Genomic DNA, 24,165 nt, shown 5'->3' with positions numbered 1-24,165 from the left:
GGGTCAACGGCTTAACGGGGGCTTCGGCCCCCGTTTCCTTTTGAAGTTTACCTTTCTGTCATCGACTTACCGGCGGCATCCTCGAAACCAATTAAAAAGTAACGGCTACCTATTTAATTTTCTTGAATTTTTCCTATAATAGCCGCACGTAACCTGCGAAGCGGCCATGGCGGAAGAGAGCGACCTCGACAGAACAGAAGCGCCCACGGGCAGGCGACTCGAGCAAGCCCGCGAGCAGGGTCAGGTCCCCCATTCCCGCGAACTCGGCACCTTTCTTACCCTGATCGTCTCCGCCTCGGCCCTTTGGCTGGCCGGCGGCTGGTTCGCCCAGGGGGCCCTGGCGCTCACCCGCAAGGGGCTTGCTCTCGACTCCGGCAGCCTGAAGGAACCCGGTCAGATGCTGGTGCGCTTTGCCGATATCGGCGGTGACGCCGTGCTGCTCATGGCGCCGCTCCTCGCCCTGCTGGTTCTGGCTGCGCTTCTTCCTCCCTTCTTTCTCAACGCCTGGGTTTTCGCGCCCAAGGCACTGGCTCCCGACCTGAAGCGGCTCAATCCCCTGACCGGCTTCGGCCGCATGTTCTCGTGGCACAGCCTGGCCGAACTGACCAAGGCCATCCTGAAGGCGCTCCTGGTGGGCGGGGTCGCCGCACTGCTGCTGTGGCATACCCAGGATGAAATCTTCGGTCTGGTGGGGGAGCCCATCGAGCGGGGCGTGGGACACGCCGGCCACCTCGTTGTTTTTTCCTTCATGGTTCTGGTCGGCATCCTGGCCCTGGTGGTCGTGGCTGACGTGCCCTTCCAGCTCTGGCAATACTTTGATCGCCTGAAGATGACGCGCGACGAAGTGCGGCAGGAAATGAAGGAAATGCTCGGCGACCCCCAGGTCAAGGGCCGCATCCGCAGCCTTCAGATGCAGGCCGCCCGCAAGCGCATGATGGCGGCGGTTCCCAAGGCCGACGTGGTGGTGACCAACCCGACCCACTACGCTGTCGCCCTGGCTTACCAGGAGGGTATGGCGGCCCCCCGGGTGGTCGCCAAGGGCACGGGCGAAATCGCCCGGCGCATGCGTGAGATTGCCGCGGCCCACGCCGTGCCCCTGCTCGAGGCACCGCCCCTGGCCCGGGCCCTGTACAAGCACGTGAACCTGGATGCCGAAATTCCCGGCAAGCTCTACGCGGCGGTGGCCGAAGTGCTCGCCTACGTCTACCAGCTCTCCCAGTGGAAGGTGCGCGGCGGGCAGATTCCCGTGCCCCCCCGCGATCTGCCCGTTCCCGCCGAACTCGTGCCGGAGGCCAACTAAATGGCCAGCGCCACCCTGAGCGTGCAGAACCTGCTGGGCCGGTTCAACCTGACCCAGCTTGCCGCGCCGGTGCTCGTGCTACTCATCCTGGCGATGATGGTCCTGCCCCTGCCGGCCTTTCTGCTGGATGTGCTGTTCACCTTCAACATCGCCCTGTCGGTCCTGGTTCTCCTGGTGGCCGTCAATACGCGCAAGACCCTCGACTTCTCGGTCTTTCCCACTGTGCTGCTGGTGACGACCCTGCTGCGCCTGTCGCTCAACGTTGCCTCCACGCGCATCGTCATGCTCGAGGGCCACACCGGCCCCGATGCGGCCGGCAAGGTCATCGAGGCCTTCGGTCACTTCCTGGTGGGCGGCAATTTCGCGGTCGGGATCATCGTTTTCTTCATCCTGGTGGTCATCAACTTCGTCGTGATCACCAAGGGCGCCGGGCGCGTGGCGGAGGTCTCGGCGCGTTTCACCCTGGACGCCATGCCGGGCAAGCAGATGGCCATCGATGCCGACCTCAATGCCGGACTCATCGGTGAAGAGGATGCCCGCCGGCGGCGCACCGATATTGCGCGGGAAGCCGAGTTTTTCGGCTCCATGGACGGTGCTTCAAAGTTCGTGCGGGGCGATGCCATCGCCGGCATCGTCATCATGCTCATCAACGTCGTCGGCGGTCTGATCGTCGGCGTCTTCCAGCACAACATGGAAGTGGCCCTCGCCGCGCGCAACTACACCCTGCTGACCATCGGCGACGGTCTCGTGGCTCAGGTTCCCGGCCTCATCATCTCCATCGCCGCTGGCATGGTGGTGACGCGGGTGTCCGACGACAGGGACGTGGGGCAGCAGTTTCTCGGGCAAATGTTCCGCAACTGGCGGGTCATGGCCCTTACCGCCGGTATTGTCGGCCTGCTGGGGCTCATCCCGGGCATGCCCAACCTGGTCTTCCTCCTCATGGCTGCCGTCCTGGGCTGGGCCACGTGGAGGATGATGGACGCCGAGGCCAAGGCCATCCCCGCGCCCGTCGCCGTCGCCCCGGCGCCGTCCCCCGAGGTGCAGGAAGCCAGTTGGGCCGACGTCGCCCCCCTCGACGTTCTCGGGCTGGAAGTGGGCTATCGTCTCATTCCCCTGGTTGATAAGGCCCAGGATGGCGAACTGCTGCGGCGCATCCGGGGCATCCGCAAGAAATTCGCCCAGGAAGTCGGCTTCCTGGTGTCGCCGGTCCATATCCGCGACAACCTGGAACTCAAGCCCAACGCCTACCGCATCCTCCTCAAGGGCGTCGAGGTGGGCCGGGGCGAAGCCTTTCCCGGGCAGTATCTGGCCATCAACCCGGGGCGGGTTGCCGGGACCGTCGCCGGTACCGCCACCACCGACCCCGCCTTCGGGCTTCCCGCCGTGTGGATCAACGCTGGCGAACGCGAGCAAGCCCAGGCCCTGGGCTACACCGTGGTCGATTCCTCCACCGTGGTCGCCACTCATCTCAATCACCTGATCCTCACCCACGCCGCCGAGCTTCTGGGGCGCCAGGAGGTGCAGCAGTTGCTCGATCACCTGGGCAAGGAAATGCCCAAGCTGGTCGAGGATCTCGTCCCCAAGATCCTTCCCCTGGGCGTCCTGCAGAAGGTTCTGCAAAACCTGCTGGAAGAGGGGGTGCATATCCGCGACGTGCGCTCCATCATCGAAACCCTGGCCGATGCCGCGCCGCGGACCCAGAACGCCGACGATTTGACCGTCCAGGTACGCACGGCCCTCGGACGCGCCATTGTCCAGCAACTCTTCCCGGGGGCGGGCGAAGTTCAGGTCATGACCCTGGATCCCTCCCTGGAGCGCCTGCTCGCCCAGGCCGTCGCGGGCGGGGGCGAGAACGCCAGCTTCGAGCCCGGCCTGGCCGACACCCTGGTGCGGGAGACGATGCAGTCCGCCCGCCGCCAGGAGGAACTGGGGCTGGCCGCCGTCCTCATCGTCCCGGCCAGCCTGCGTCTGCTGCTGTCGCGCTTCCTGCGCCGCTCGGTGCCGCAGCTCAAGGTTCTGGCCCATAACGAAATTCCCGAAACCCGCATCATCAAGGTGACCTCGATCATCGGAGGCAGAGCATGAACGTCAGAAAATTCATCGCCGCCAACGCCCGCGAAGCGTTGAAAAAAGTGAAGGAGACCCTGGGCAACGACGCCATCATCCTTTCCAACCGGAGCATTCCGGGAGGCGTGGAGATCATGGCCGTGGCGTCCCGGGACATGGCGATGATCGTGCCCGCCGGCAGCGACCGTCCTGCCGCCGAACGGCCTGCGGCTCCGGAGGGCGAGGATTATCGGGTCAGCCTGAGCAGCGCCCCCCGGCAGACTCCGGTCCGCGCACCGGCCCCCGCTGCCGAGGCTGTGCCGGTGCGTGAAGCTGCGCTCGCCATGCCCTTGGTCAATGCCGGCATACCCAGGACTGGCGCCCTGCGCCAGTTCGAAACCCCGCGCCCGGCCATGGCGCCGGTGCCGGAAGCACCCCGGGCACCCGAACCCCGGCGGGAGGCGGAAGTCGTCCCGGCCGAAGTCATGGACGAAATCCGCTCCCTGCGGCGCATCGTCGAGCAGCATCTGGCCGGCTTCACCTGGAACGAAGCGTCCCGCTCGGCGCCCGCCAAGACCGAGGCCCTGCGCCAGTTGCTCGACGCGGGCTTCTCACCCCAGTTCGCCCGCGACGTGCTCACCGGCCTGCCCGCCGACTTCGATGCCGCCCAGGCCATGGCCTGGGTCAAGGGCGCCGCCGACCGCAGCCTCATCACCGTGGGGAGCGAGGACGACATCGTGGACCGCGGCGGCGTCTATGCCCTGGTCGGCCCCACCGGAGTCGGCAAGACCACCACCACCGCCAAGCTCGCCGCCCGTTGCGTCATGCGGCACGGCCCCAACAAGGTCGCCCTGGTCACCACCGACGGCTACCGCATCGGCGCCCACGAGCAGTTGCGCATCTACGGCCGCATCCTGGGCGTTTCGGTCCATCTGGTGAAGGACGCCAACGAACTGGCCCAGACCCTGGCCGAACTCGCCCACAAGCACATGGTGCTCATCGACACCATGGGCATGAGCCAGAAGGACCGGCTCGTCCCCGAATTGACCGGCATGCTGGCCGGCTGCCGCGTGCAGCGCCTCCTGCTGCTCTCCTCCACTTCCCGTGGCGACACCCTGGACGACGTGGTGCGCGCCTACCAGGGCGACGGACTGGCGGGCTGCATCCTGACCAAGGTCGACGAGGCGGCCAGCCTGGCCACCGCCCTCGACGTCATCATGCGTCACCGCCTGCGCCTCCTGTACGTTTCCAACGGCCAACGCGTGCCGGAAGACATCCACCTGCCCAATCGCACCTATCTCCTGCACCGTGCCTTCAAGGATCTCCCCGCCGAATCCCCCCATCGTCTGGCGGGCAGCGAACCGGCCATGCTCATGGCCAGCGCCGGCCTCTCGGCGGCGGGGGGTGCCCGTGGCTGATTTCCGCAGCGATCAGGCTGCCGGACTGCGGCGGCTCTTCGGCGGCGGCCATCTGCAGGTGGTGAGCTTTGCCGCCGGCTGTGCCGGGGTGGGCAAGACCGCTTCCGTCGCCAATCTGGGCGTTGCGCTGGCCCGGCAGGGGCGTGAGGTGCTGCTCATCGACGAAACCTCGGGGGGCGACGACCTCGCTGCCGCCTTCGGACTCCTCGCCCCCTGGGACCTTCTGCACGTGGTGCAGAAGGAACGCAGTCTGGAGCAGGTCCTCGTGCGTCCGCAGCCCGGCCTGCACATTCTTCCCGCCTCCCGGGCGGCCCAGAAGCTGGGCGCCCTCGATGGCGCCCAGCAGAACATCCTCCTGGAAGCAGTGGCGGGGCTGGCCCGCCCGATCGACGTCATCCTCATCGACGCCGGCGTCGGCCACCGCCAGGGGTTCTCGCCCCTGGGGCTCATCGCCCAGGAAACCGTGTTCGTCCTCTCCGGGAACAGCGCGTCGATCACCGAAGCCTATACCGCCATCAAGAAGCTCAGTCAGGTCCATGGGCGGCGGAACTTCCGCATCCTGATCAACAAGGTGCGTTGCGAAGCCGATGCCCGGGCCATTTTCGACAACATGGCCCACGTCGCGATGCAGCGTGGCATCGCCCGCCTGGAGTACGTCGCTTCGGTGCCCCTGGACGAGGCCATGCGCCAGACTGGCCAGCTCTGTCGCCCGGTGGTTTCCGCGGCTCCCGAGTCGGCTGCCGCCGAAGCCTTCCGGGACATCGCGGCTGCCATGGCCGGCTGGGCTCGGCAGGAGGCCGAGGCGGGCGGTGTCGAACACTTCATGCAGCAACTGCTACACTTGAGCCAACGCATCCCGACCACCCATCCCCGAATCTGATGTACACCGCCGCTGGTCAGCCGGAGAGGGAACAGCTGGTTCAGCGCTTCGTTCCGCTGGTGAAGCGCATCGCCTATCACCTGATGGCGCGGCTCCCCTCCAACGTCCTCTTTGACGATCTCGTCCAGAACGGCATGATCGGGCTTCTGGACGCCATCGGCCGCTTCGAGGAGGGCTTCGGCGCCCAGTTCGAGACCTACGCCACCCAGCGCATCCGGGGCGCCATGCTGGACGGCCTGCGCGAAAACGACTGGCTGCCCCGCCACATCCGGCGCGAACTGCGGCGCATCGAGAGCACCATTCACACCCTGGAGCAGGCTCAGGGCCGCGCGCCCTCGGAGCGGGAGCTGGCCGATTCCCTCGGCATGAGCCTGGCCGATTACCAGAAGACCCTGCTCGACGCCCGGGGCCATCAGCTCGTCTATTTCGAAGACTTCGCCGGTGAAGGCGACGAGGATTTCCTCGAGCGCCATTTCACCGACGACAAGGCCGATCCCGCCCGCCTGATCGAGGAATACAACCTGCGCGAAGTTCTGGTGGCGGCCATCGACCGCCTGCCGGAGCGGGAGCGCATGGTCATGGCGCTCTACTACGAGCAGGAACTCAATCTCAGGGAAATCGGCGAGGTCATGGACGTCACCGAGTCCCGCGTCTGCCAGCTCCACAGCCAGGCCATCGCGCGCCTGCGCAGCCAGGTGCTGGGCGAACTCAAGCCTCCGGCCAAGCCGCGACGGGAGAAGGCCCGTGGATAAGATCAGTATCGCCGGCCTGGCCATAGGCATCGTCGCCATCGTCGGGGGGCAGATTCTCGAAGGCGGGCACCTCACCTCCCTGGTGCAGCCCACCGCCCTGCTCATCGTGCTCGGAGGCACTTTGGGGGCGGTCCTGCTGCAAAGTCCCTTCCACGTCTTTCGGCGCGGCATCCAGATGGCCCGCTGGATCTGGGTGCCTCCCCTCATCGAGCAGAAGCGGCTCATTGACCAGATCGGGAGCTGGAGCCAGGTCTCCCGTCGCGAAGGGCTCCTGGCCCTGGAAAATTTCATCCCCCAGCTCAAGGATCCCTTTGCCAAGAAGGGCCTCCAGATGCTGGTGGATGGCGCTGATCCGGAGCGCCTGCGGGAATTGCTCGAAGTCGAGATCGATGCCTTCGAAGAAGAGATGAAGCAATCCGCCCGCATCTGGGAAGCCGCCGGGGGCTATTCGCCCACCATCGGCATCCTCGGCGCGGTCATGGGCCTCATCCACGTCATGGAAAATCTCACCGACCCTTCCAAACTCGGCGCCGGTATCGCGGTGGCCTTCGTCGCCACCATCTACGGCGTCGGCCTCGCCAACCTCATCTACCTGCCCATCGCCGGCAAGCTCAAGTACTACATCGGCCGCATGGTCACCGCCCGGGAAATGCTGGTGGATGGGCTGATCGGCATCGCCGTCGGCGACAACCCCCGCATCATCGAGGCCCGCCTCAAGGGCTACCTTGTTTGATGGCGCGCCGCAGGCACCGGGAAGAGGAACACCCCAACCACGAACGCTGGCTGGTGTCCTACGCTGATTTCATCACCCTGCTGTTTGCCTTCTTCGTCGTCATGTATGCCCTCTCGTCGATCAACGAGGGCAAGTACAAGGTGCTGTCCAATTCGCTCACCAACGCCTTTCGCAACGTCACCGGTCAGGCTGGCGGGCAACCCCTTGCGCTGACGCCGGGGGCGCCTGTCCTGCCGCCCAAACCGGTGGTCAAGGTGGACCGGCAGGCCGAGGTGAAAAAGGTCGAGCGGGAAAAGATGAAGAACGTGGCCAGGGACATCATGGAAGCCCTGCAACCCCTGGTCGCCGCCGGCAAGGTGCGTCTTCTGGAAACGAGCCGCGGCGTGACCATCGAAATCAACGACAGCGTGCTCTTTGCCGCGGGCCAGGCGCGACTCCAGGCCCCTTCGGTGAGTGCTCTGGGCGCCATCGCCCAGGTTCTTGCGGCCACGGACTTTCCCATCACCATCGAAGGCCACACCGACAACGTTCCCATCGCCACGCCGCAGTTTCCTTCCAACTGGGAGCTTTCCGCCCTGCGCGCCACCACGGTGCTGCGCCTGTTCAACGACTCCGGCGTCGGGGCGGAGCGCCTCACGGCCATCGGTTACGGGGAAACCCGGCCCCTGGAAACCAATACCACGCCGGAAGGCCGGGGTCGCAACCGGCGGGTGAGCATCCTGATCGACTCCAACCGCCCGGAAGAGCCCACCGAGGTGCCCCAGGCTGCTGCGGGGGCGCCTACGCCGAGTCGATGATGCGGCTGCCCGTGCCGAGGGCAGCCTGGCCGTCGCGGCCGTAAAGGCCCGCAGCCGGGGACTCGGCGGAGAGAATGGCCAGGGCCTGATGGGTGGTGTGCAGCCGCTGGGCGATCAACTGGCCGTTCAGCGTGTTGGCCGCTTGCGCTTCCTCGGCCCGGGCGATCAGCGTCATCCAGGCCTGCCGCGAAATTTCATCCCCCGGATTGCGGGCGAGCCAGCCTTCCATTCCCCGCCGTCCGGCGTCGCTGCCCTGGGCCGCGAGCCAGCTTTCCCGCTCCGCCGAGACGGCGTTCAGATCCCGGGCCAATTCCGCCTTTGCCTGGACAAAGCCTTCCAGACCTTGCGTCGCCCCCCGGCGCAGGAGGGCCTGTTCTTCGAGAAGTGCGGCGAGGAAGCGCTCGACGAGCGCCAGTTCCCGCCCGATGATGGCGGCGGGGGAGGACATCAAGCCTTGCGCTGGCCTTGCAGCAACTCGCGCGCCGTCGCGATGAGGCGATCGGCGATCACCCCGGAGTCGATGGTGAATCGCCCTTCGCTGATGGCCTGGCGGATTTCGGCCACCCGGGCGGCGTTGATGGGCGGCGTATCGTCGCCGCCGGCCAGGTCGGCCGCCAGACTGCTCAGGTGTACGTCGGCGGCAGCGGTGCCGGACGTGGCCGCTGGCTTTGGGGCACTGGTCCGGGCGGTGGCCTGGGGGGTCGTGGGCTTGAGGGTATTGTCGATTTTCACGGAGTCACCTGCGGGAAACTTTTTCGATTCACCCGGATTATCGGCCCAAATCGGCAAGACTTGAGTCAGAAATTTAATTCGACGCTGCCGTCGGCCGTCGCGGTACCGGACACCACCTGCTTCTCCGACAGGCGCACCCGCACCAACTGGCCCGCTGCGGCGTCGTTCACCGCGCGCCCCTCGGCACTGACGGCGAAGCCGGAACCTCTTGAAATCACCCGGACCGTCTGGCCCTGGCGGATGACCAGGGGCGCCTGCACCTGCTGGGACCGCAGGGGCTGACCGGCGGCCAGGGCGTTGCGCAGGGTCTTGCCTACCACGGCGGCCGGGTCGGTGACGGTGCCCGCGGGCAGGCTGTCGAGTTCCCCTTCGCTGGAGATCAGATCTTCGGCCTGGATCAGGTGACCGGCGGGCAGGGCGCGCCCGGTGCTCACATAGCTTCCCGTGACCCGCACGTGGACGGGAATGAGGACGTTCCAGGCCCGCGGCGCGGTGCAGCGCACGCCGACCTGGGTCTTGCCCATGGGGCGGGCGCCCGGCGGGGTATAGGCCTGCGGCGCGGGGCAGGGCGGCAGTCTGGTGCGTGGGTCGAGGCGCCCCATCTCGATGCTGACCCGGCCTGGCAGGGCACGGATTTGCTCCCGCGCATGGCGCTCGGCCAGCGCGAGGATGGGGTCTGCCTCGGTCGCCGGGGAGACCCCGGGGAGGGTGCAGCACGAAGCGAAGAGCAGAAGCAGTGCGCGGGGACGTGGGAGGGGCATGGCCTCGCCATTGTGCCCAAGGGGGCGGCAAGGCGGAATAGCGGCGGCGGCAAGTTTTGCCGATCCTTGCCGAAACGGACCCCTCGTGCCCCTGGCGGGAGGGCCCCGGGGCGCAGGTTCCGCGTATTTCAGCCCCTGGCATGCTTCCTGCAAAAGGGCTGGCGCAACGTCTATTTGGAAAAGCCCATGCAAAGCATCGCCGCCAGTCTGGACTCCCTGCGCACCGCCATCGGCCTGCGCGCCGAGCGCCATCAGGTGCTCGCCGCCAATATCGCCAACGCCGATACCCCCAACTACAAGGCGCGGGATTTCGACTTCCGTTCTGCCATGGCCCAGGCCATGAGCGGGCGCGGGCTGGGCGACCTGACCCTCAGCCGCAGCTCCGATCGCCACCTGGAGGGCGGGTCCGCCGCGGCTTCGGCCCCCCTGGCCTACCGCAAGGAAACCCAGTCGGCGGTCGACGGCAACACGGTGGATATGGACGTGGAGCGCGCTCAGATGGCCGAGAACGCCCTGCAATACGACATCCTGGCCCGTCTGGTGGGCGACCGCCTGCAGGGCCTCAAGGCTGCCCTCAGCACTCAATCCTGACGCCTGGAGCCCATCGCATGAGCCTGTTCAACGTCTTTCACATCTCCTCGAGCGCCATGACCGCTCAGTCCATGCGTCTCAACGCCGTGGCGTCCAATCTGGCCAACGCCGACAGCATCGTCTCTTCCGATGGGCGGCCCTACCGGGCGAAGCAGGTCGTCTTCGAGGCCGTTCCGGTGGCCGGTGGCAGCGACGGGGCCCGGGGGGTGCGGGTGCGCCAGGTGGTCGAGGACGCGTCGCCGCCCCGCATGGTGTACGACCCCAAGAACCCCGCCGCCGACGAGAAGGGCTACGTCGCCTTCCCCAACGTGAACGTGGTCGAGGAAATGACCAACATGATTTCCGCCTCGCGCTCCTACCAGAGCAATGTGGAGGTCATGAACACCGCCAAGAACATGATGATGCGCACTCTTCAGATCGGCCAGTAGGAGGACTGAACCATGGCAACGACCTCATCCACCAGCGCTGCCGCATCGGCGGCAGACCTCTTCGCCTCCCTCAACGGCACCTCGAGCACCACCAAGAGCAAATCGACCACCGAGGCCATGGAGGATCGCTTCCTCACCCTGCTGATGACGCAGATCAAGAACCAGGATCCGCTCAATCCGCTGGACAACGCCCAGGTCACCACCCAGCTTGCCCAGATCAACACGGTCAATGGCATCGAAAGGCTCAACGCCACCCTGACCAAGCTGCTCGACGGCTACAACAACGCCCAGGCCATGCAGGCGGCGGGCATCATTGGCAAAACCGTGCTGGTGCCGGGCAAGAATATCAACCTGTCCGAAGGCGTCGCCGCGGCGGGCTTCAAGCTCGACCAGGCGGTGGATAACGTGCAGGTCCAGGTCTTCGACAAGTCCGGCAACCTGGTACGCACGGCCAATCTGGGCGAATACGAAGCCGGCACCGCCACCTTCCTCTGGGACGGCAAGAACAACGCCGGCGGCGCGGTCCCCGACGGCAGTTACAGCTTCAAGGTGACGGCCACCCAGGACAGCAAGACGCTCACGCCCACCGCGCTTCAATTGGGGCTGGTGGGTGCCGTGACCCGCAGCGGCAACGGCTTCGTGCTCGATCTCGGCAGTCTCGGCGATTTTGCCTTCAACGACGTGCAAGAAATTTACTGAGGGGATAGATCATGGCATTCCAACAAGGTCTGAGCGGGCTCAATACGGCGTCCAAGGCCATCGACGTCACCAGCAACAATATCGCCAATGCCAGTACGGTCGGCTACAAGGGCGCGGTTTCCCATTTTTCCGACGTCTATGCCAATTCCCTGGCCGGCAGCGGCTCCAGCCAAGTGGGCATCGGGGTCAGTCTGTCGGCCGTGCAGCAGCAATTCACCCAGGGCAACATCACCACCACCAACAATCCCCTGGATATTTCGATCAACGGTGCCGGCTTCTTCCGCATGGACAACAACGGTGCGGTGACCTATACCCGCAACGGCCAGTTCCACCTGGACAAGAACGGCTACGTCATCAACGACCAGGGCATGCGCCTCACCGGCTACCCGGCCCAGTCCGGCATCATCACGGCCTCCACGCCCGTCGCCCTGCAGATTTCGGCCTCGGATCTGGCGCCGGTGGCGACCGGGTCCAACACCAGTTCGACCTTCAATGGCGTCAAGGCCAACATCAACCTGGATTCCCGGGAAACGGTGCCCACCAGCGCCTGGGCCGACGGTCCCGGGGCCGGTACCGTCGCCGGCTGGACGCCGGACCCCCTGACCTACAATTTTTCCACCGCGCTTTCGGTGTACGACACCCTGGGCAACGCCCACACCCTGACCATGTATTTCCGCAAGGCGGCCACCGCCGGGGACTGGGAGGTCTATGGCAACGTCGATGGCACCACCAACCAGAACAGCGGATCCACCGGCCCCTTGGGAACCCTGAACTTCAACACCTCGGGGCAATTGAACAGCGGCAACCCGGTGGCCATCTCCATCGATCTGAACAACGTAGGGACCAGTCTGGGCAATACCAACGGCGCGGCGACCCCCCTGGCCTTCAATATCGATTTCACCGGCAGCACGCAGTTCGGCAGCCCCTTCGGCACCAACCGGATCGAGCAGGACGGTTACACCGCGGGCCATCTGGTGGGTCTCTCGGTGGGCAACGATGGCGTCATCCAGGGCCGCTACAGCAACGGACAGACCTTCAACCAGGGGCAGGTGGTGCTGGCCAATTTCACCAATCCCAATGGTTTGCAGTCCCTGGGCAACAATCAATGGACGGAAACCTCGGATTCCGGTCCGGCCCTGGTGGGAGCCCCCAACACCTCCAGCCTGGGGGTGCTCAGCTCGGCGACGGTGGAAGAATCCAACGTGGATCTCACGGCGGAACTGGTCAACCTCATTACGCAGCAGCGCAATTACCAGGCCAACGCCCAGTCGATCAAGACCCAGGACCAGATTCTCCAGACCCTGGTCAACCTGCGCTGATCGATTCTGAAACGACGGGAGCGCCAGCATGGATCGCCTGATCTACACCGCGATGACCGGGGCCAAGCATACCTTCCTGCAACAGGCGGGCAATGCGCACAACCTGGCCAACGCCAGCACTATCGGCTTCAAGGCGCAGGAGCATCGTTTCCGCGCCGTGCCAGTCCTCGGCGAGGGCGTGCCGACGCGGGCCTTCGTGGTAGACGCGACGGTGGCCGATGTCTTCGACGAGGGCCCCCTCATGTACACCGGCCGCAATCTCGACGTGGCGGTACGCGGCCGCGGCTGGATCGCTCTCCAGATGCCGGACGGCAGCGAGGCCTACACCCGGGCCGGCAGCCTGGATGTCAATGTGAATGGCCTGCTGCAAACCAAGGCCGGCCAGACCGTCGCGGGCGATGGCGGGCCCATCAACGTGCCACCGGACAACGTGGTGGAAATTGCTCCCGACGGCACGGTCTCCGTGGTGCCTTCCTTCGGTACGCCCAACAGTTCCAACGCCGTGGGGCGCATCAAGCTGGTCAATCCCCCCGAGGCCGATCTGGTGCGCGGGGACGATGGCTTCTTCCGCCTGCGGGGCGGCGAAGCCGCGCCGGTGGACGATCAGGTGCGTCTCAATTCCGGTGCCCTGGAAGGCAGCAACGTCAATGTGGTCGATGCCATGGTCAATCTCATCAGCCTGTCCCGCCAGTTCGAGATGCAGATCAAGATGATGCAGAACGCCGAAGGCAACGCCCAGCGCGCCGACCAGCTCCTTGCGCTGGCCGCATGATTCACTCTTAGGAATATGCCATGATCCGCTCCCTCTGGATTGCCCGCACCGGTCTCGATGCCCAGCAGACCCAGCTCGACGTCATCGCCAACAACCTGGCCAACGTCAGCACCAACGGCTACAAGCGGGGCCGGGCCGTGTTCGAGGATCTGCTCTACCAGACCCTGCGTCAGCCCGGCGCCCAGTCCTCGCAGCAGACCCAGATCCCCACCGGCCTCCAGATCGGGACGGGGGCGCGGCCGGTGGCCGTGGCCCGGGTGTTTACCCAGGGCAATGTGCAGAAGACAGACAATTCCCTCGATATTGCCGTCCAGGGCAACGGCTTTTTCCAGATCCTCCTGCCGGACGGCACCACGGGCTACACCCGGGACGGCTCCTTCCAGAAGGACAATCAAGGCCAGATCGTCACCGCCGACGGCTTTCCCCTTTCTCCGGCGATCACCATTCCCGCCGATGCGCTGTCCATGTCCATCGGTCAGGACGGCACCGTGACCGTCACCCAGACCGGCAGCGCCACCGCCACCCAGATCGGCTCGATCCAGCTGGCCACCTTCATCAACCCGGGCGGCCTGCAAAGCCTGGGGCAGAACCTGTTCCAGGAAACCGCCGCCAGCGGCGCCCCCACCCCCAATACCCCGGGGACCAACGGCGCCGGCATCGTCAGCCAGGGCTATGTGGAAACCTCCAATGTCAATGTGGCCGAGGAGCTGGTGACCATGATCCAGACCCAACGGGCCTACGAACTCAATTCCAAGGTGGTGTCCACGTCCGACCAGATGCTGGGTCGCCTGACCCAGTTGTGAGTCGCGCCATGAAAAGCCTCGCTTCCCTCGCGCTGGTGGCCCTTCTCCTCGCCGCCTGCCAGACCGTTCCGCCGACCAACGTCCATCAGCCCATGACCACGCGGCCCGCCGATCGCCCGGCCATGGCCGTCGGCCGGGGTGCCATCTATCAGGCAGGCTACAGCCGGCCGCTCTTCGAGGACCACCGGGCGCGCTTCGTCGGCGACACCCTCACCGTCACCATCACCGAGAGCACCTCGGCTTCGACGACGTCGAACGCCAAGATCGACCGGACCAGCACCATGTCGGCGGAGGTCAACACCGTCTCCCGCCTGCCGGGCAAGGGCCTGCGGGGTCTCGGGCTGGATGCCTCCAGCACGACCGCCTTCGAGGGCAAGGGCAACGCCGGCAACCGCAACCTGTTCAACGGCACCATGACCGCCACGGTCATCGAGGTCCTGCCCAACGGCAATCTCCTGGTTTCCGGCGAAAAGCAGGTCGCCATCGGCAAGGAGCAGGAATACGTGCGCGTCTCGGGCGTGGTCAATCCGGTGTTCATCGATTCCACCAACACCGTGCCCTCGTCCAAGATCGCCGACGCCCGCATCGAATACAAATCCGCCGGCCAGATTGCCGACTCGGAAACCATCGGCTGGCTGGCACGCTTCTTCCTTAGTGTTCTGCCGTTCTAGGAAAAATACGGCCGGAGGCGGCAAATGAAGACATCGAGCGGCAATTGGTTCCGGCAGGCGGCAATCCTCGCCGCCGGCTGCTGCGCACTCCTGGCGGGTACGGCCCAGGCCGAGCGCATCAAGGACCTGGCCAGTATCCAGGGGGTGCGCAGCAACCAGCTCATCGGTTACGGCATCGTCGTCGGCCTGGACGGCACCGGTGACCAGACCACCCAGACGCCCTTCACCACCCAGGCCATCGCCAACATGCTGGCCCAGATGGGCATCACCCTGTCCGCCGACCAAGCCGCCAAGCTCCAGCTGAAAAACGCCGCGGCGGTCATGGTCACCACCAGCCTGCCGCCCTTCTCCAAGGCCGGGCAGGCCATGGACGTGACCGTTTCCTCCCTGGGCAACGCCAAGAGCCTGCGGGGCGGCACCCTGCTCATGACCCCCATGAAGGGTGCCGACGGCCAGGTTTACGCCATCGCCCAGGGCAACGTGCTGGTGGGCGGCGCCGGTGCCTCGGCGGGGGGCGCCAAGGTCACGGTCAACCACCTGTCGGCGGGCCGCATCCCGGCCGGCGCGACGGTCGAGCGCGAAGTGCCAACGCCGGTGGGCAACGGCCCCTACATCCACTACGAACTGGCCAGCGCCGACTTCGGCACGGCCCAGAAAGTGGTCGAGGCCATCAACGCCGCCCTGGGGCGCAACGTGGCCCAGGCGGTGGACGGCCGGCAGATCCGGGTGCGGGCACCGGACGAAGCCGACGCCCGGGTCGCCTTCCTGGGGCGACTGGACAATCTGGAAGTCACGCCGGCGATTTCTGCCGCCAAGGTCATCGTCAATCCCCGCACCGGCTCGGTGGTCATGAACCGGACGGTCACTCTGGAAAGCTGCGCCGTGGCCCACGGCAATCTCTCCGTCGTCGTTGGCGAACAGCCCGGTGGGCTGGCCCAGGCCCCGACCACCGATATCCAGGTCAAGCAGGACAACGGCAGCCTGATGAGCGTCAAGGCCGGGGCCAACCTCGCCGACGTGGTCAAGGCGCTCAATGCCCTGGGGGCCAATCCCCTCGATCTGCTGGCCATCCTCCAGGCCATGAAGGCCGCCGGCGCCCTGCGCGCCGAACTGGAGGTGATCTGATGCGGTGGCCCTTCCACGGGTTTCGCCCGGTCTGAGCCGCGCCGGAGACCCCCTGTCACCATGGCGATCAAGATTCAGGACACCCCCAACCGGCTGGCGGTGGATGCCCGCGTCAGTCAGGACATCCGCGAGGCTCTGGCCCGGGATCCGCAGCAGGGATTGAAGGAAGCGGCGCGCCAGTTCGAGACCCTGTTCCTGCAGATGGTCATGAAGAGCATGCGCGATGCGACGCCCCAGGACGGCCTGCTGGACAGCGACCAGACCCGCTTCTACACCGGGCTCCTCGATCAGCAGCTGGCGCAGAACCTCGCTTCCGGCAAGGGACTCGGCTTTGCCCGATTGATCGAGGAACAACTGGGGCAGTATCTGAAGAACTCCGGCGACGGGGTCGGCGCCCTGGGCCTCCCGGGGGCGGCTGCCGTGCCCACCGGTCTGCCGGACTTGCGCCCGGGGGCCCTTGCGGGCCGCGGGGTGGCCTCCCTCTCCGCCGCCCAGGCTGCGGGCGTCCCGCCCGTGCCGGGCGAAGCCGCCGCCCCGGCCTCGGCGCGGGACTTCGTCAATCGCGTCTGGCCCCACGCCGTCGAAGCCAGCCGTTCCACCGGCATTCCCCCCCAGTTCCTGGTGGCCCACGCCGCCCTGGAAAGCGGCTGGGGTCGCAGCGAACCGCGGCGCTCCGACGGCAGCGGCAGCTACAACCTGTTCGGCATCAAGGCCGGACGAGGCTGGACCGGCGCCACCGTCGAGGCCCAGACTACGGAATACGTGGACGGCGTGCCGCAGCAGGTGAGCGAGCGCTTCCGGGCCTACGGATCCTACGCCGAGGCGTTCCAGGATTACGCGGCGCTCCTGCGCAACAATCCCCGCTACGGCGGCGTCATCGGTTCCCAGGACGGGGCGGAATTCGCCCGGCGCCTGCAACAGGCCGGCTACGCCACCGATCCGGCCTATGCCGAAAAGCTTTCCCGCATCATCAGCGGCCCCACCCTGCGGCAGGCATTGATCGGCTAAACATTGGCCGGCACGCGCCGTTAACCTCCTCAGCAGAGGACGAATATGAGCACAGGCATCTACAGCATCGGTGTATCGGGATTGGCGGCGGCGCAGATGGCGCTGCTGGTCACCGAACACAACATCACCAACGCCAATACCGACGGCTACAACCGCCAGCGCACCATTCAGGCCACCAATACCGCGGTGATGACCGGCGCCGGATCGCTGGGGCAGGGGGTGAGGGTGGTGACCGTGCAGCGCCTCTACAGCGGCTTTCTCGCCAATCAGGTCAATTACGCCCAGACCAATGTGAGCCAACTGGGCGTCTATCTGGACGAGATCGGCCAGATCGACGACATGCTGGCCGATGCCAACGCGGGTCTCTCGCCGGCCCTGCAGGATTTCTTCGCCGGCGTGCAGCAGATGGCAGCCAACCCTTCCCAACTGCCCGCCCGCCAGACCATGGTGTCCACCGCCCAGACCCTGGTGGATCGCTTCCATACCCTGGAAAACCGTCTCGACCAGTTGAACGACGAGGTCAATGGCCGCATCCAGGCCGTGGTGACCGAGGTGAATGCCTACGCCAGCCAGATCGCCGACCTCAACCAGCGCATCATCATCGCCGAGGCCTCCTTCGGACAGCCGGCCAACGACCTCCTCGACCAGCGGGACCAGTTGGTGGCCGAGCTCAACGAGCGGGTCAAGGTCACCACCACCACCAACAGCGACGGCAGCTTCAACGTCTTCGTCGGGACCGGCCAGCAACTGGTCATCGGCACCCAGGCCATGAGCATGACTTCCCTGGCCTCCTCCGCCGATCCGAGCAAAATCGCCGTGGGGCTCCAGACCGCCGGGGGAACCCAGGAACTGGCGGAATTCCTGATTACCGGCGGCGAACTGTCCGGCCTGCTGAGCTTCCGCAGCGAGGCCCTCGACACCGCCTACAACCAGTTGGGGCGCATCGCCGCCTCCATGGCGCTCACCTTCAATGCCCAGCACGCCCTGGGGCGCGATCTCCTGGGCAATGTGAGCGGTTCCGGGCTGGTGGAGGACTTTTTCCTCATCGGCACCCCGGACGTGACGCCCAATACCAATAACACCGGCAGCGGCGCCATCAGCGCGAGCTTCGTCGACCCGGCCGCCGACAGCCGTTTTTCCCTCTCCTTCGCCGCCGGCACCTATACGCTGACCCGGGCGAGCGACGGCCAGTCCTGGTCCGATACCAGCCTCGCCACCTTGCAGACCACGGTCAACAGCGCCACCGGCAACGCCCTCGTGTTGCCCAACATCTCTTCCGGCAGCGTCGATGTGACCGACGGCAGCCTGTTTACCCGCCTGACCGGCAGCGATTACAAGATCGCCTTCGGCGCCGGGGGGGCCTACACCATCACCCGTCTGTCGGATGGCACCGCGGTGGCCGCCGGCACCGGAATCGGAACGGTGGTGGTGGATGGCCTGTCCATCGACATCACCGCGGTGGGCGATGCCGGCGACAACTTCACCCTCCAGCCCACGCGCAGCATCGCCCGCAATATCGACGTGGACGCGCGCTTCGCCACCGATCCCCGCCTCGTCGCCGCTGCCGCGCCGGTGCGCAGCCAGGCGGCCCTCACCAATACGGGCACCCTCACTCTCAGCCAGGGCGGCGTCAGCACCGGCTACAGCCTCGCCAATCTGCCCCTGAGCCTCAGCGTCGATACGGGGGCCGGGACGCTGTCGGGCTTTCCGGTGGGAACGTCGGTGACGGTGTTTTACGCCGACGGGACTTCGGACGTGACGACTGCGGGCAGCGTCAATCTGAGCAACGGCGGCAGCGCCATCGCCCGGGTGGGCTTCGACGGCCTCACCTTCACCCTTACCGGCACTCCGGGCAACGGCGACAGCTTCACCCTGGCCACCAACGCCGGCGGCGTGGACGACAACCGCAACGGCCTGCTCCTGGCCGGGCTGCAGACCCGCAACACCATGGCCGGCGGCTCGGCCACCTACCAGTCGGCCTATTCGCAGATGGTGGCCGACAACGGCATCCGCACCCGCCAGGCCCAGGTCAAGAACAACGCGCAGCAGGCGCTCCTGGAGCAGTCCGAAGCGGCGCGCCAGGCCCTTTCCGGCGTCAATCTGGACGAAGAGGCGGCCAATCTCATCAAGTTCCAGCAGGCCTACCAGGCTTCGGCCAAAATGCTCGAAGTCGGCAGCCGTTTGTTCGACACCATCCTCGAATTGGGTTGAGGTAAGCACCATGCGTATCAGCACCTCCCAGATTTTCGATTCCGGCCTCCAGGGCATCCAGCGCAACCAGACCGAACTGGCGCGCTTCATGGAGCAGTTGTCCACCGGGCGCAAGATTCTCACCCCCAAGGACGACCCCATCGGGGCCTCCGAGGCCCTGGAGGTCACCCAGACCAAGCAGGTCAACGACCAGTTCCTCACCAACCAGGCCGCCGCGAGCACGGCCCTGAAGGCAGTGGACAGCCAACTGGGCAACCTGGTGGGGGAATTGCAAAGCATCCTGGAAAAGGCCATCCAGGCCGGCAACAGCTCCTACAGCCCGGCCCAGAAGGGCATGATCGCCGAAGAGCTCAAGCAGCGCTTCCAGAACATCCTGACCGTCGCCAACGGCCGCGACGCCAGCGGGCTCTACATGTTCTCGGGCACCCGCACCCAGGTGCAGCCCTTCCAGGTGGTCGGCAGCGGTGGTACCTACAACCTGGGCAATCTCTACGTCAGCTACCAGGGCGACACCGGCCCCCGGGCGGTCCAGGCCAATGCCACCCAGACCATGAACACCGCCGTCGACGGCCAGTCGCTCTTCATGCAGGTGCGGGACGGCAGCGGCACGGTCACCGGCCGCAGCCTCTTCGACTCGGTGCAGAACGTCATCGACATCCTGGATCCCAACAGCGGCGTCGCCTACACGGCTGCGGCGTACACTCAGGGGATAGATGATCTGCATGCCGCCATAGACCACGTCTCCCGTATCCGGGCCGACGTCGGCGCCCGCATGCAAGGCCTGCAATCGCTGACCTCCCTGGGCGAAGACCAGAAATTCCAGTACCAGCAGCGCCTCTCGGACCTGCAGGACATCGACTACGCCGAGGCCATCTCCAATCTTACCCAGGAGCAATTGCAGCTTCAGGCAGCCCAGCTTTCCTTCAAGCAGGTCAACCAGCTTTCCCTGTTCAACATCCTATGAGGCGTGCGCTAGCCCTCGCCTCGGCGGCTCTGATCCTGGCTGGCTGCTCCAGCCCCGGTTCCAATTCCAGCCCGCTCATTCCGGACAAGAAGCTCCTGCTTACCGCCAAGACGAGCCTTTCCCTCTCCCGGCTGGCGACCGGCGCCCTGGTCGTGGGCGCCATCTACTTGATCTACGACCCCCTGGCGCCCAACTGGGATATCGAGGAAACCCGCGTGGACGAAGACACCTTCCGCCTCGCGCTGCGCATGAAGCGCTACCACACCGGAGGCGCCGGCGAATCCATCCAGGCCCTGCGCCGCCGCGCCGCCCAGCTCCAGGGCGACCTGGGCTACGGCGGCTACCAGATCGTCGAGTACACCGAAGGCATCGACTCCCAGACCGTGGGTGCCCGCCGCGTCGCCGACGGCGTCATCCGTCTGGTGCAGCGGCGCGAAGCCGACTCCTTCCTGCAGAACGCAGCCCGCTGAGGGACGCGGAGGGCTTGCAATCTCTGGAGGCCTGGCCAGCGCGTGTGGAAGATGGGCGGGGTTGTGGCAGATTGCCGCCGCTCCCCTTGCTCACTTTGGGGCCGCCGGGCCCGCGGCTTCGATCTGCCGTGCCAGGGCCACGACGTCACGCAGATTGAGTCGCAGCAGCGCCTCTCCACCGACGAAGTCTGCCAGGGCGGAAGTTGCACGCCGCTCGATGGCGTCCGCCGTCGTCAGGCCGCGGCGGACCAGAGCGGCAATATCCTCCCGGTCGTTGGCGGCAAGGCGGGCAATCTTGCTGACCGCGAGATCGACGGGGGAGAGTACGCGCAGCTGTAATTGCTCGGTGCCCAGGTCGATGGGGATGGCGTCCTGCAAAGCGTCCTCGCGCATGAGCGCAAAGGTCGAGTTGTAGTGGGTGTCGAGGTAAAGGATTTGCTTGCTTCCGTCCTCCAGGCCAACTTCGACCACCAGATCATTGGGAATATGGACCCGCCCCCCGAATGCGGCATCCACGTCCGTGGTGACACGATTCGCGGTGTAGAGATGGACGGCCATGCCGCCGGCGAGGTACACGTTCATGGGGCGGTCCAGGGCGAGTCGCTCTTCGAGCTGCAAGAAAAGGGTCTTCAGCCCGCCGGCCAGTGCCGTGTCAGTGTGAAGGAATGGGGTTTTCGCCATGGATTTTGCCGTTCTGCGAGAGAGACAAACAGGGTCGGCGCGTTCCCCGGCCTCCGCGGGGTGAGCATTGCGGAGTCGCGTGAAGGTCAAGGGCACCAGGCATTCCGGGGATTGGCAAGCGGTCTGGGTTCATGCACAGGCTGTCAGGCCAATCCCACCAGGTGGTGGGCCAACATGTCCCTCATGCGGGGCAGACTTGGGATCCAGCCCTTCCTCACGATGTCGCCAGGAGCCAGCCGCTCTTCCGGATGGACGGCGAAATACCGATCGCTTGCTTGCAGCAAGCTGCTCGACGCGCACGGGAAACGAGACCGGACAAGCATGGCTGCCAGGTAAAAGACATTGGCCTCCCGCTGATCCCGGGCAGCCTGTGCATCGTCCCGCGCGGCGACGGAGCAGCGCTCGAGCAGCGCCGCTTCGAGGTCTCTGGCATTCATCGATCCTCCCGATATCCACGAGGGCTTTCCACGGCGTAACTTTACGGCGAAACGGCACTTGTGGCAGCCCTGCGCCGTGTTTGCGGAGGGACGCATCGCCTGCATCGTCCACCGGAGGCTGACTCAGAGCCTGTGATTTTTTCGGGCGCGCCCGATCAGCGCAGTCGTGCGAAGCCCAGCATGGAGGCGAGTCCCTGCTCGAAGAGGGTCTGCAGGGGCGCTGCCAGGTAGCCCAGGCTGGCCCCCAGGGCAATGAGGCCCACCGCCAGGGTAATGGGGAAGCCGACGGCGAAGATGTTCAGTTGCGGAGAGGCCCGGGTGAGCACGGCGAGGGCCAGGTTGGTGATGATGAGGGAGACCAGCACCGGCAGCGCGAGCAGCAGTCCGGCCGAGAACATGACGCTGCCCAGTTCGGCGAGATTGCGCCAGCTCGTGGCGCCCAGGCCGGCGCCCACCGGCAGGGCGGTGAAGCTCTGGGCCAGGGTGGCGACGTAGAGCAGAGGGCCGTTCAGGGCAAGAAACACCAGGAGCGCCAGGAGATTCATGAACTCGGTGACCACCGGGGTCTGGCCGCTGGAGAGCGGGTCGTAGAAAGTGGCGAAGCCCAGGCCCATCTGCAGGCCGATGAATTCCCCCGCGATTTCCACCGCGCTGAACACCACCCGCATGGCGAAGCCCATGCCCACGCCGATGAGGGCCTGCTCGATCAGGATGCCGAATCCGGTGCCGGAGGCCGGCGCCACGTCCGGCATGGGCGGCAGCATGGGGGCCAGGGCAACGGCGATGGCCAGGCCCAGGACCAGACGGATGCGGCGCGGCACGCCGGCACTGCCCAGCAGGGGGGCGAAGGCGAAGACGCCCAGGATGCGCGTCAGGGGATAGAGAAAGGCCGCCATCCAGGCGTCGAGCTGCGCGGAGGTGAGGGCGATCATCTTCAGGCTCGCTGGCGGCGCGCGCGGGATTGCAGAGGACGGCGCGCCATGGCCGTCAGCCGATAAGCTGGGGAATGCTGCTGAAGAGACGCTGGATGTAATCGATCAGGTATTGCAGCATCCAGGGGCCGAGGAGCAGCAGGGTCAGCAGCATGACCACCAGCTTGGGGACGAATTGCAGGGTGGCTTCGTTCAACTGGGTCGCCGCCTGGAAGATGCTGATGATGAGGCCCACCACCAGGCCCGCGAGGAGCAGGGGCGCGGCGACCACCAGGGTCACTTCGATGGCCTGGCGGCCGATTTCCATGACCATGCCCGGCGTCATGGCGCGAAGCTCTGGACCAGGGAACCGATGACCAGGTGCCAGCCATCCACCAGCACGAAGAGCATCAGCTTGAAAGGCAGGGCCACCAGGACCGGCGACATCATCATCATGCCCATGGACATGAGGACGCTGGCCACCACCAGGTCGATGACCAGGAAGGGAATGAAGATGACGAAGCCGATCTGGAAGGCGGTCTTCAACTCACTGATGACGAAGGCCGGCACCAGGACGCGCAGGGGAGTGTCGGCGGGCTTCTCGATGCGCTCGATCTTGGCCAGGCCGGCAAAGAGGGCCAGGTCGGACTCCCGCGTCTGCTTCAGCATGAAGGCCTTGAGGGGGACCGAAGCCCGGTCGGCGGCTTCGACGAAGGAGATGCGATTTTCGCTCAGGGGCTGGTAGGCCTCGGTGTAGATGCGATCGGCCACCGGTGCCATGACGAAGAAGGTGAGGAAGAGCGACAGCCCGACGATCACCTGGTTGGGGGGCGAAGTCTGGGTGCCCAGGGCGTGGCGCAGCAGGGAAAGGACGATGACGATGCGCGTGAAGCCCGTCATCATGAGCACGATGGCCGGGATGAAGGTCAGCGCCGTGAGGGTGAGCAGGGTCTGGATCGACAGGGTATAGGTCGTTCCGCCGCCCGGGGAGGGCGTGCTGGTCACCGCCGGCAGGCCCCCCGCGGCCTGGGCCAGGGCGACCCCCGCCGGCAGCAGGCCGGCGAGCAGGACAAGGGCGCCGAGGAAGGGCTTGGGCGGCCTAGCCACGGGGGCGCTCCACCATTTCCTTCAGCCAGCGGGCGAAGGGGCGCTCCGGCCCGGCGCCGGAGGATTCAGGGGTCTCGCCCTTGGGCAGGGTGTGCAGGGTGCGGATCTGGCCGGGGACGACGCCGATCACCAGCCAGGTGTCGCCCACCTCCACCAGGACCACCTTTTCCCGCGGGCCGAGGGAAAGCCCGCCGACCACCTTCATGCCCGCCGTGCCGAAGGCCCGTCCGCCGCCGATGCGCTGGGCGACCCAGGCCAGGGCGAGGAGCAGGAGGACGATGAGGCCCAGGGCCGCGAGGGCCTGGACGAAGGTTCCGGCGCCGACGCCGGGGGCCGGGGCCTGCGCCTGGGCTGCCGCCGGCAGCGTCAGGGAGGCGAGAAAAAGGGAAACGAATAGGCGCCGCACCATCGACCTCGAAGCGAATGACGCAATAGTGTAAAGCAAGCCTCGCCGCGGGCGGAGAGCGGCGTCATTTTCCGTCGTCGGCCCGGCCCCGGTGTTTCCTGCGCCCCACGCTGCCTGCGCTTCCCCGGTGCGGAATTGCCTGC

Annotated in this window: 28 protein-coding genes; 19 read left to right on the top strand and 9 right to left on the bottom strand. The window is 66.2% G+C overall.

Going from position 1 to position 24,165, the window contains the following annotated elements; all coding sequences use genetic code 11:
- Positions 1-166: 166 nt before the first annotated feature.
- From flhB to motD, 7 genes are read left to right on the top strand one after another with little or no spacing between them, the layout of a single operon-like run.
- Positions 167-1,300, top strand: a complete 1,134-nt coding sequence (gene flhB / locus IPM73_11935; GenBank protein MBK8918721.1) for a flagellar type III secretion system protein FlhB — start codon at positions 167-169, stop codon at positions 1,298-1,300.
- Positions 1,301-3,385, top strand: a complete 2,085-nt coding sequence (flhA, locus tag IPM73_11930) for a flagellar biosynthesis protein FlhA (GenBank protein ID MBK8918720.1) — start codon at positions 1,301-1,303, stop codon at positions 3,383-3,385. It begins immediately after the preceding gene.
- Positions 3,382-4,764, top strand: a complete 1,383-nt coding sequence (flhF, locus tag IPM73_11925; protein MBK8918719.1) for a flagellar biosynthesis protein FlhF — start codon at positions 3,382-3,384, stop codon at positions 4,762-4,764. The genes flhA and flhF overlap by 4 nt, the downstream gene beginning before the upstream one ends.
- Positions 4,757-5,644 carry an AAA family ATPase gene (locus tag IPM73_11920; GenBank protein ID MBK8918718.1) on the top strand — a complete coding sequence of 296 codons (888 nt, stop codon included), beginning with the start codon at positions 4,757-4,759 and terminating at the stop codon, positions 5,642-5,644. Before flhF ends, IPM73_11920 begins: the two co-directional genes overlap by 8 nt.
- The gene (locus IPM73_11915) at positions 5,644-6,396 is read left to right on the top strand and encodes an RNA polymerase sigma factor FliA (GenBank protein MBK8918717.1); all 753 of its coding nucleotides are present in this window, start codon (positions 5,644-5,646) and stop codon (positions 6,394-6,396) included. Before IPM73_11920 ends, IPM73_11915 begins: the two co-directional genes overlap by 1 nt.
- On the top strand, positions 6,389-7,129 hold the full coding sequence (locus tag IPM73_11910) for a flagellar motor protein (protein ID MBK8918716.1): 741 nt from the start codon (positions 6,389-6,391) through the stop codon (positions 7,127-7,129). The genes IPM73_11915 and IPM73_11910 overlap by 8 nt, the downstream gene beginning before the upstream one ends.
- Positions 7,129-7,926 carry a flagellar motor protein MotD gene (motD, locus tag IPM73_11905; GenBank protein MBK8918715.1) on the top strand — a complete coding sequence of 266 codons (798 nt, stop codon included), beginning with the start codon at positions 7,129-7,131 and terminating at the stop codon, positions 7,924-7,926. Before IPM73_11910 ends, motD begins: the two co-directional genes overlap by 1 nt.
- Here motD and IPM73_11900 read toward each other — a convergent pair.
- From IPM73_11900 to flgA, 3 genes are all read right to left on the bottom strand, one after another.
- On the bottom strand, positions 7,910-8,374 hold the full coding sequence (locus IPM73_11900; protein ID MBK8918714.1) for a flagellar protein FlgN: 465 nt from the start codon (positions 8,372-8,374) through the stop codon (positions 7,910-7,912). The two genes, motD and IPM73_11900, sit on opposite strands and share 17 nt — an antisense overlap.
- Entirely contained in the window at positions 8,374-8,658 is a 285-nt protein-coding gene (gene flgM / locus IPM73_11895) for a flagellar biosynthesis anti-sigma factor FlgM (protein ID MBK8918713.1), read from the bottom strand. Before flgM ends, IPM73_11900 begins: the two co-directional genes overlap by 1 nt.
- A 65-nt stretch (positions 8,659-8,723) precedes the next feature.
- Positions 8,724-9,419, bottom strand: a complete 696-nt coding sequence (gene flgA / locus IPM73_11890) for a flagellar basal body P-ring formation protein FlgA (GenBank protein MBK8918712.1) — start codon at positions 9,417-9,419, stop codon at positions 8,724-8,726.
- A gap of 186 nt (positions 9,420-9,605) precedes the next feature.
- Here flgA and flgB point away from each other — a divergent pair, with 186 nt between their 5' ends.
- Genes flgB through IPM73_11830 form a run of 12 tightly spaced genes read left to right on the top strand, consistent with a single transcriptional unit; the run spans position 9,606 to position 20,480 of the window.
- Positions 9,606-10,010, top strand: a complete 405-nt coding sequence (flgB, locus tag IPM73_11885) for a flagellar basal body rod protein FlgB (GenBank protein ID MBK8918711.1) — start codon at positions 9,606-9,608, stop codon at positions 10,008-10,010.
- Positions 10,011-10,027: 17 nt separating this feature from the next.
- Positions 10,028-10,438 carry a flagellar basal body rod protein FlgC gene (gene flgC / locus IPM73_11880; protein MBK8918710.1) on the top strand — a complete coding sequence of 137 codons (411 nt, stop codon included), beginning with the start codon at positions 10,028-10,030 and terminating at the stop codon, positions 10,436-10,438.
- Positions 10,439-10,450: 12 nt separating this feature from the next.
- Positions 10,451-11,137, top strand: a complete 687-nt coding sequence (locus IPM73_11875) for a flagellar hook assembly protein FlgD (GenBank protein ID MBK8918709.1) — start codon at positions 10,451-10,453, stop codon at positions 11,135-11,137.
- An 11-nt stretch (positions 11,138-11,148) separates the two neighbouring features.
- On the top strand, positions 11,149-12,456 hold the full coding sequence (flgE, locus tag IPM73_11870) for a flagellar hook protein FlgE (protein ID MBK8918708.1): 1,308 nt from the start codon (positions 11,149-11,151) through the stop codon (positions 12,454-12,456).
- A gap of 28 nt (positions 12,457-12,484) precedes the next feature.
- Positions 12,485-13,228: a flagellar basal body rod protein FlgF gene (locus tag IPM73_11865; protein ID MBK8918707.1), complete on the top strand. Its 744-nt coding sequence runs from the start codon at positions 12,485-12,487 to the stop codon at positions 13,226-13,228.
- A 20-nt stretch (positions 13,229-13,248) separates the two neighbouring features.
- Complete coding sequence (flgG, locus tag IPM73_11860; GenBank protein MBK8918706.1) at positions 13,249-14,031, top strand: flagellar basal-body rod protein FlgG; 783 nt, start codon at positions 13,249-13,251, stop codon at positions 14,029-14,031.
- An 8-nt stretch (positions 14,032-14,039) separates the two neighbouring features.
- The gene (locus IPM73_11855) at positions 14,040-14,702 is read left to right on the top strand and encodes a flagellar basal body L-ring protein FlgH (protein ID MBK8918705.1); all 663 of its coding nucleotides are present in this window, start codon (positions 14,040-14,042) and stop codon (positions 14,700-14,702) included.
- A gap of 24 nt (positions 14,703-14,726) precedes the next feature.
- Positions 14,727-15,827 (top strand): flagellar basal body P-ring protein FlgI, encoded by a 1,101-nt coding sequence (locus IPM73_11850; protein MBK8918704.1) that lies wholly within the window; start codon positions 14,727-14,729, stop codon positions 15,825-15,827.
- Positions 15,828-15,887: 60 nt separating this feature from the next.
- A complete protein-coding gene (gene flgJ / locus IPM73_11845; GenBank protein ID MBK8918703.1) occupies positions 15,888-16,835 on the top strand; it encodes a flagellar assembly peptidoglycan hydrolase FlgJ in 948 nt (315 codons plus the stop codon).
- 45 nt (positions 16,836-16,880) lie between these two features.
- Positions 16,881-19,046 (top strand): flagellar hook-associated protein FlgK, encoded by a 2,166-nt coding sequence (gene flgK, locus IPM73_11840; protein ID MBK8918702.1) that lies wholly within the window; start codon positions 16,881-16,883, stop codon positions 19,044-19,046.
- Positions 19,047-19,056: 10 nt separating this feature from the next.
- A complete protein-coding gene (flgL, locus tag IPM73_11835; protein ID MBK8918701.1) occupies positions 19,057-20,010 on the top strand; it encodes a flagellar hook-associated protein FlgL in 954 nt (317 codons plus the stop codon).
- Positions 20,007-20,480, top strand: coding sequence for a hypothetical protein (locus IPM73_11830; protein ID MBK8918700.1), 474 nt, complete (start codon positions 20,007-20,009; stop codon positions 20,478-20,480). Before flgL ends, IPM73_11830 begins: the two co-directional genes overlap by 4 nt.
- A gap of 90 nt (positions 20,481-20,570) precedes the next feature.
- On the opposite strand, the gene IPM73_11825 is transcribed toward IPM73_11830, so the two are convergent.
- The 6 genes from IPM73_11825 to fliO form a co-directional block, all read right to left on the bottom strand.
- Entirely contained in the window at positions 20,571-21,161 is a 591-nt protein-coding gene (locus IPM73_11825; protein ID MBK8918699.1) for a hypothetical protein, read from the bottom strand.
- Between the two features lie 143 nt (positions 21,162-21,304).
- Positions 21,305-21,598 (bottom strand): hypothetical protein, encoded by a 294-nt coding sequence (locus tag IPM73_11820; GenBank protein ID MBK8918698.1) that lies wholly within the window; start codon positions 21,596-21,598, stop codon positions 21,305-21,307.
- 155 nt (positions 21,599-21,753) lie between these two features.
- Positions 21,754-22,530 carry a flagellar biosynthetic protein FliR gene (gene fliR / locus IPM73_11815; protein MBK8918697.1) on the bottom strand — a complete coding sequence of 259 codons (777 nt, stop codon included), beginning with the start codon at positions 22,528-22,530 and terminating at the stop codon, positions 21,754-21,756.
- A 55-nt stretch (positions 22,531-22,585) separates the two neighbouring features.
- Positions 22,586-22,855: a flagellar biosynthesis protein FliQ gene (gene fliQ / locus IPM73_11810; GenBank protein ID MBK8918696.1), complete on the bottom strand. Its 270-nt coding sequence runs from the start codon at positions 22,853-22,855 to the stop codon at positions 22,586-22,588.
- Positions 22,852-23,577 carry a flagellar type III secretion system pore protein FliP gene (fliP, locus tag IPM73_11805; GenBank protein MBK8918695.1) on the bottom strand — a complete coding sequence of 242 codons (726 nt, stop codon included), beginning with the start codon at positions 23,575-23,577 and terminating at the stop codon, positions 22,852-22,854. Before fliP ends, fliQ begins: the two co-directional genes overlap by 4 nt.
- A gap of 31 nt (positions 23,578-23,608) precedes the next feature.
- Positions 23,609-24,025 (bottom strand): flagellar biosynthetic protein FliO, encoded by a 417-nt coding sequence (gene fliO, locus IPM73_11800; protein MBK8918694.1) that lies wholly within the window; start codon positions 24,023-24,025, stop codon positions 23,609-23,611.
- Positions 24,026-24,165: the final 140 nt, after the last annotated feature.

The sequence above is a fragment of the Betaproteobacteria bacterium genome (genome assembly GCA_016720065.1).
Taxonomy (GTDB): domain Bacteria; phylum Pseudomonadota; class Gammaproteobacteria; order Burkholderiales; family Rhodocyclaceae; genus SSSZ01.
The sequence above is the reverse complement of the archived record's forward strand: the minus strand, read 5'-3'. Positions and strand labels throughout refer to the sequence as shown.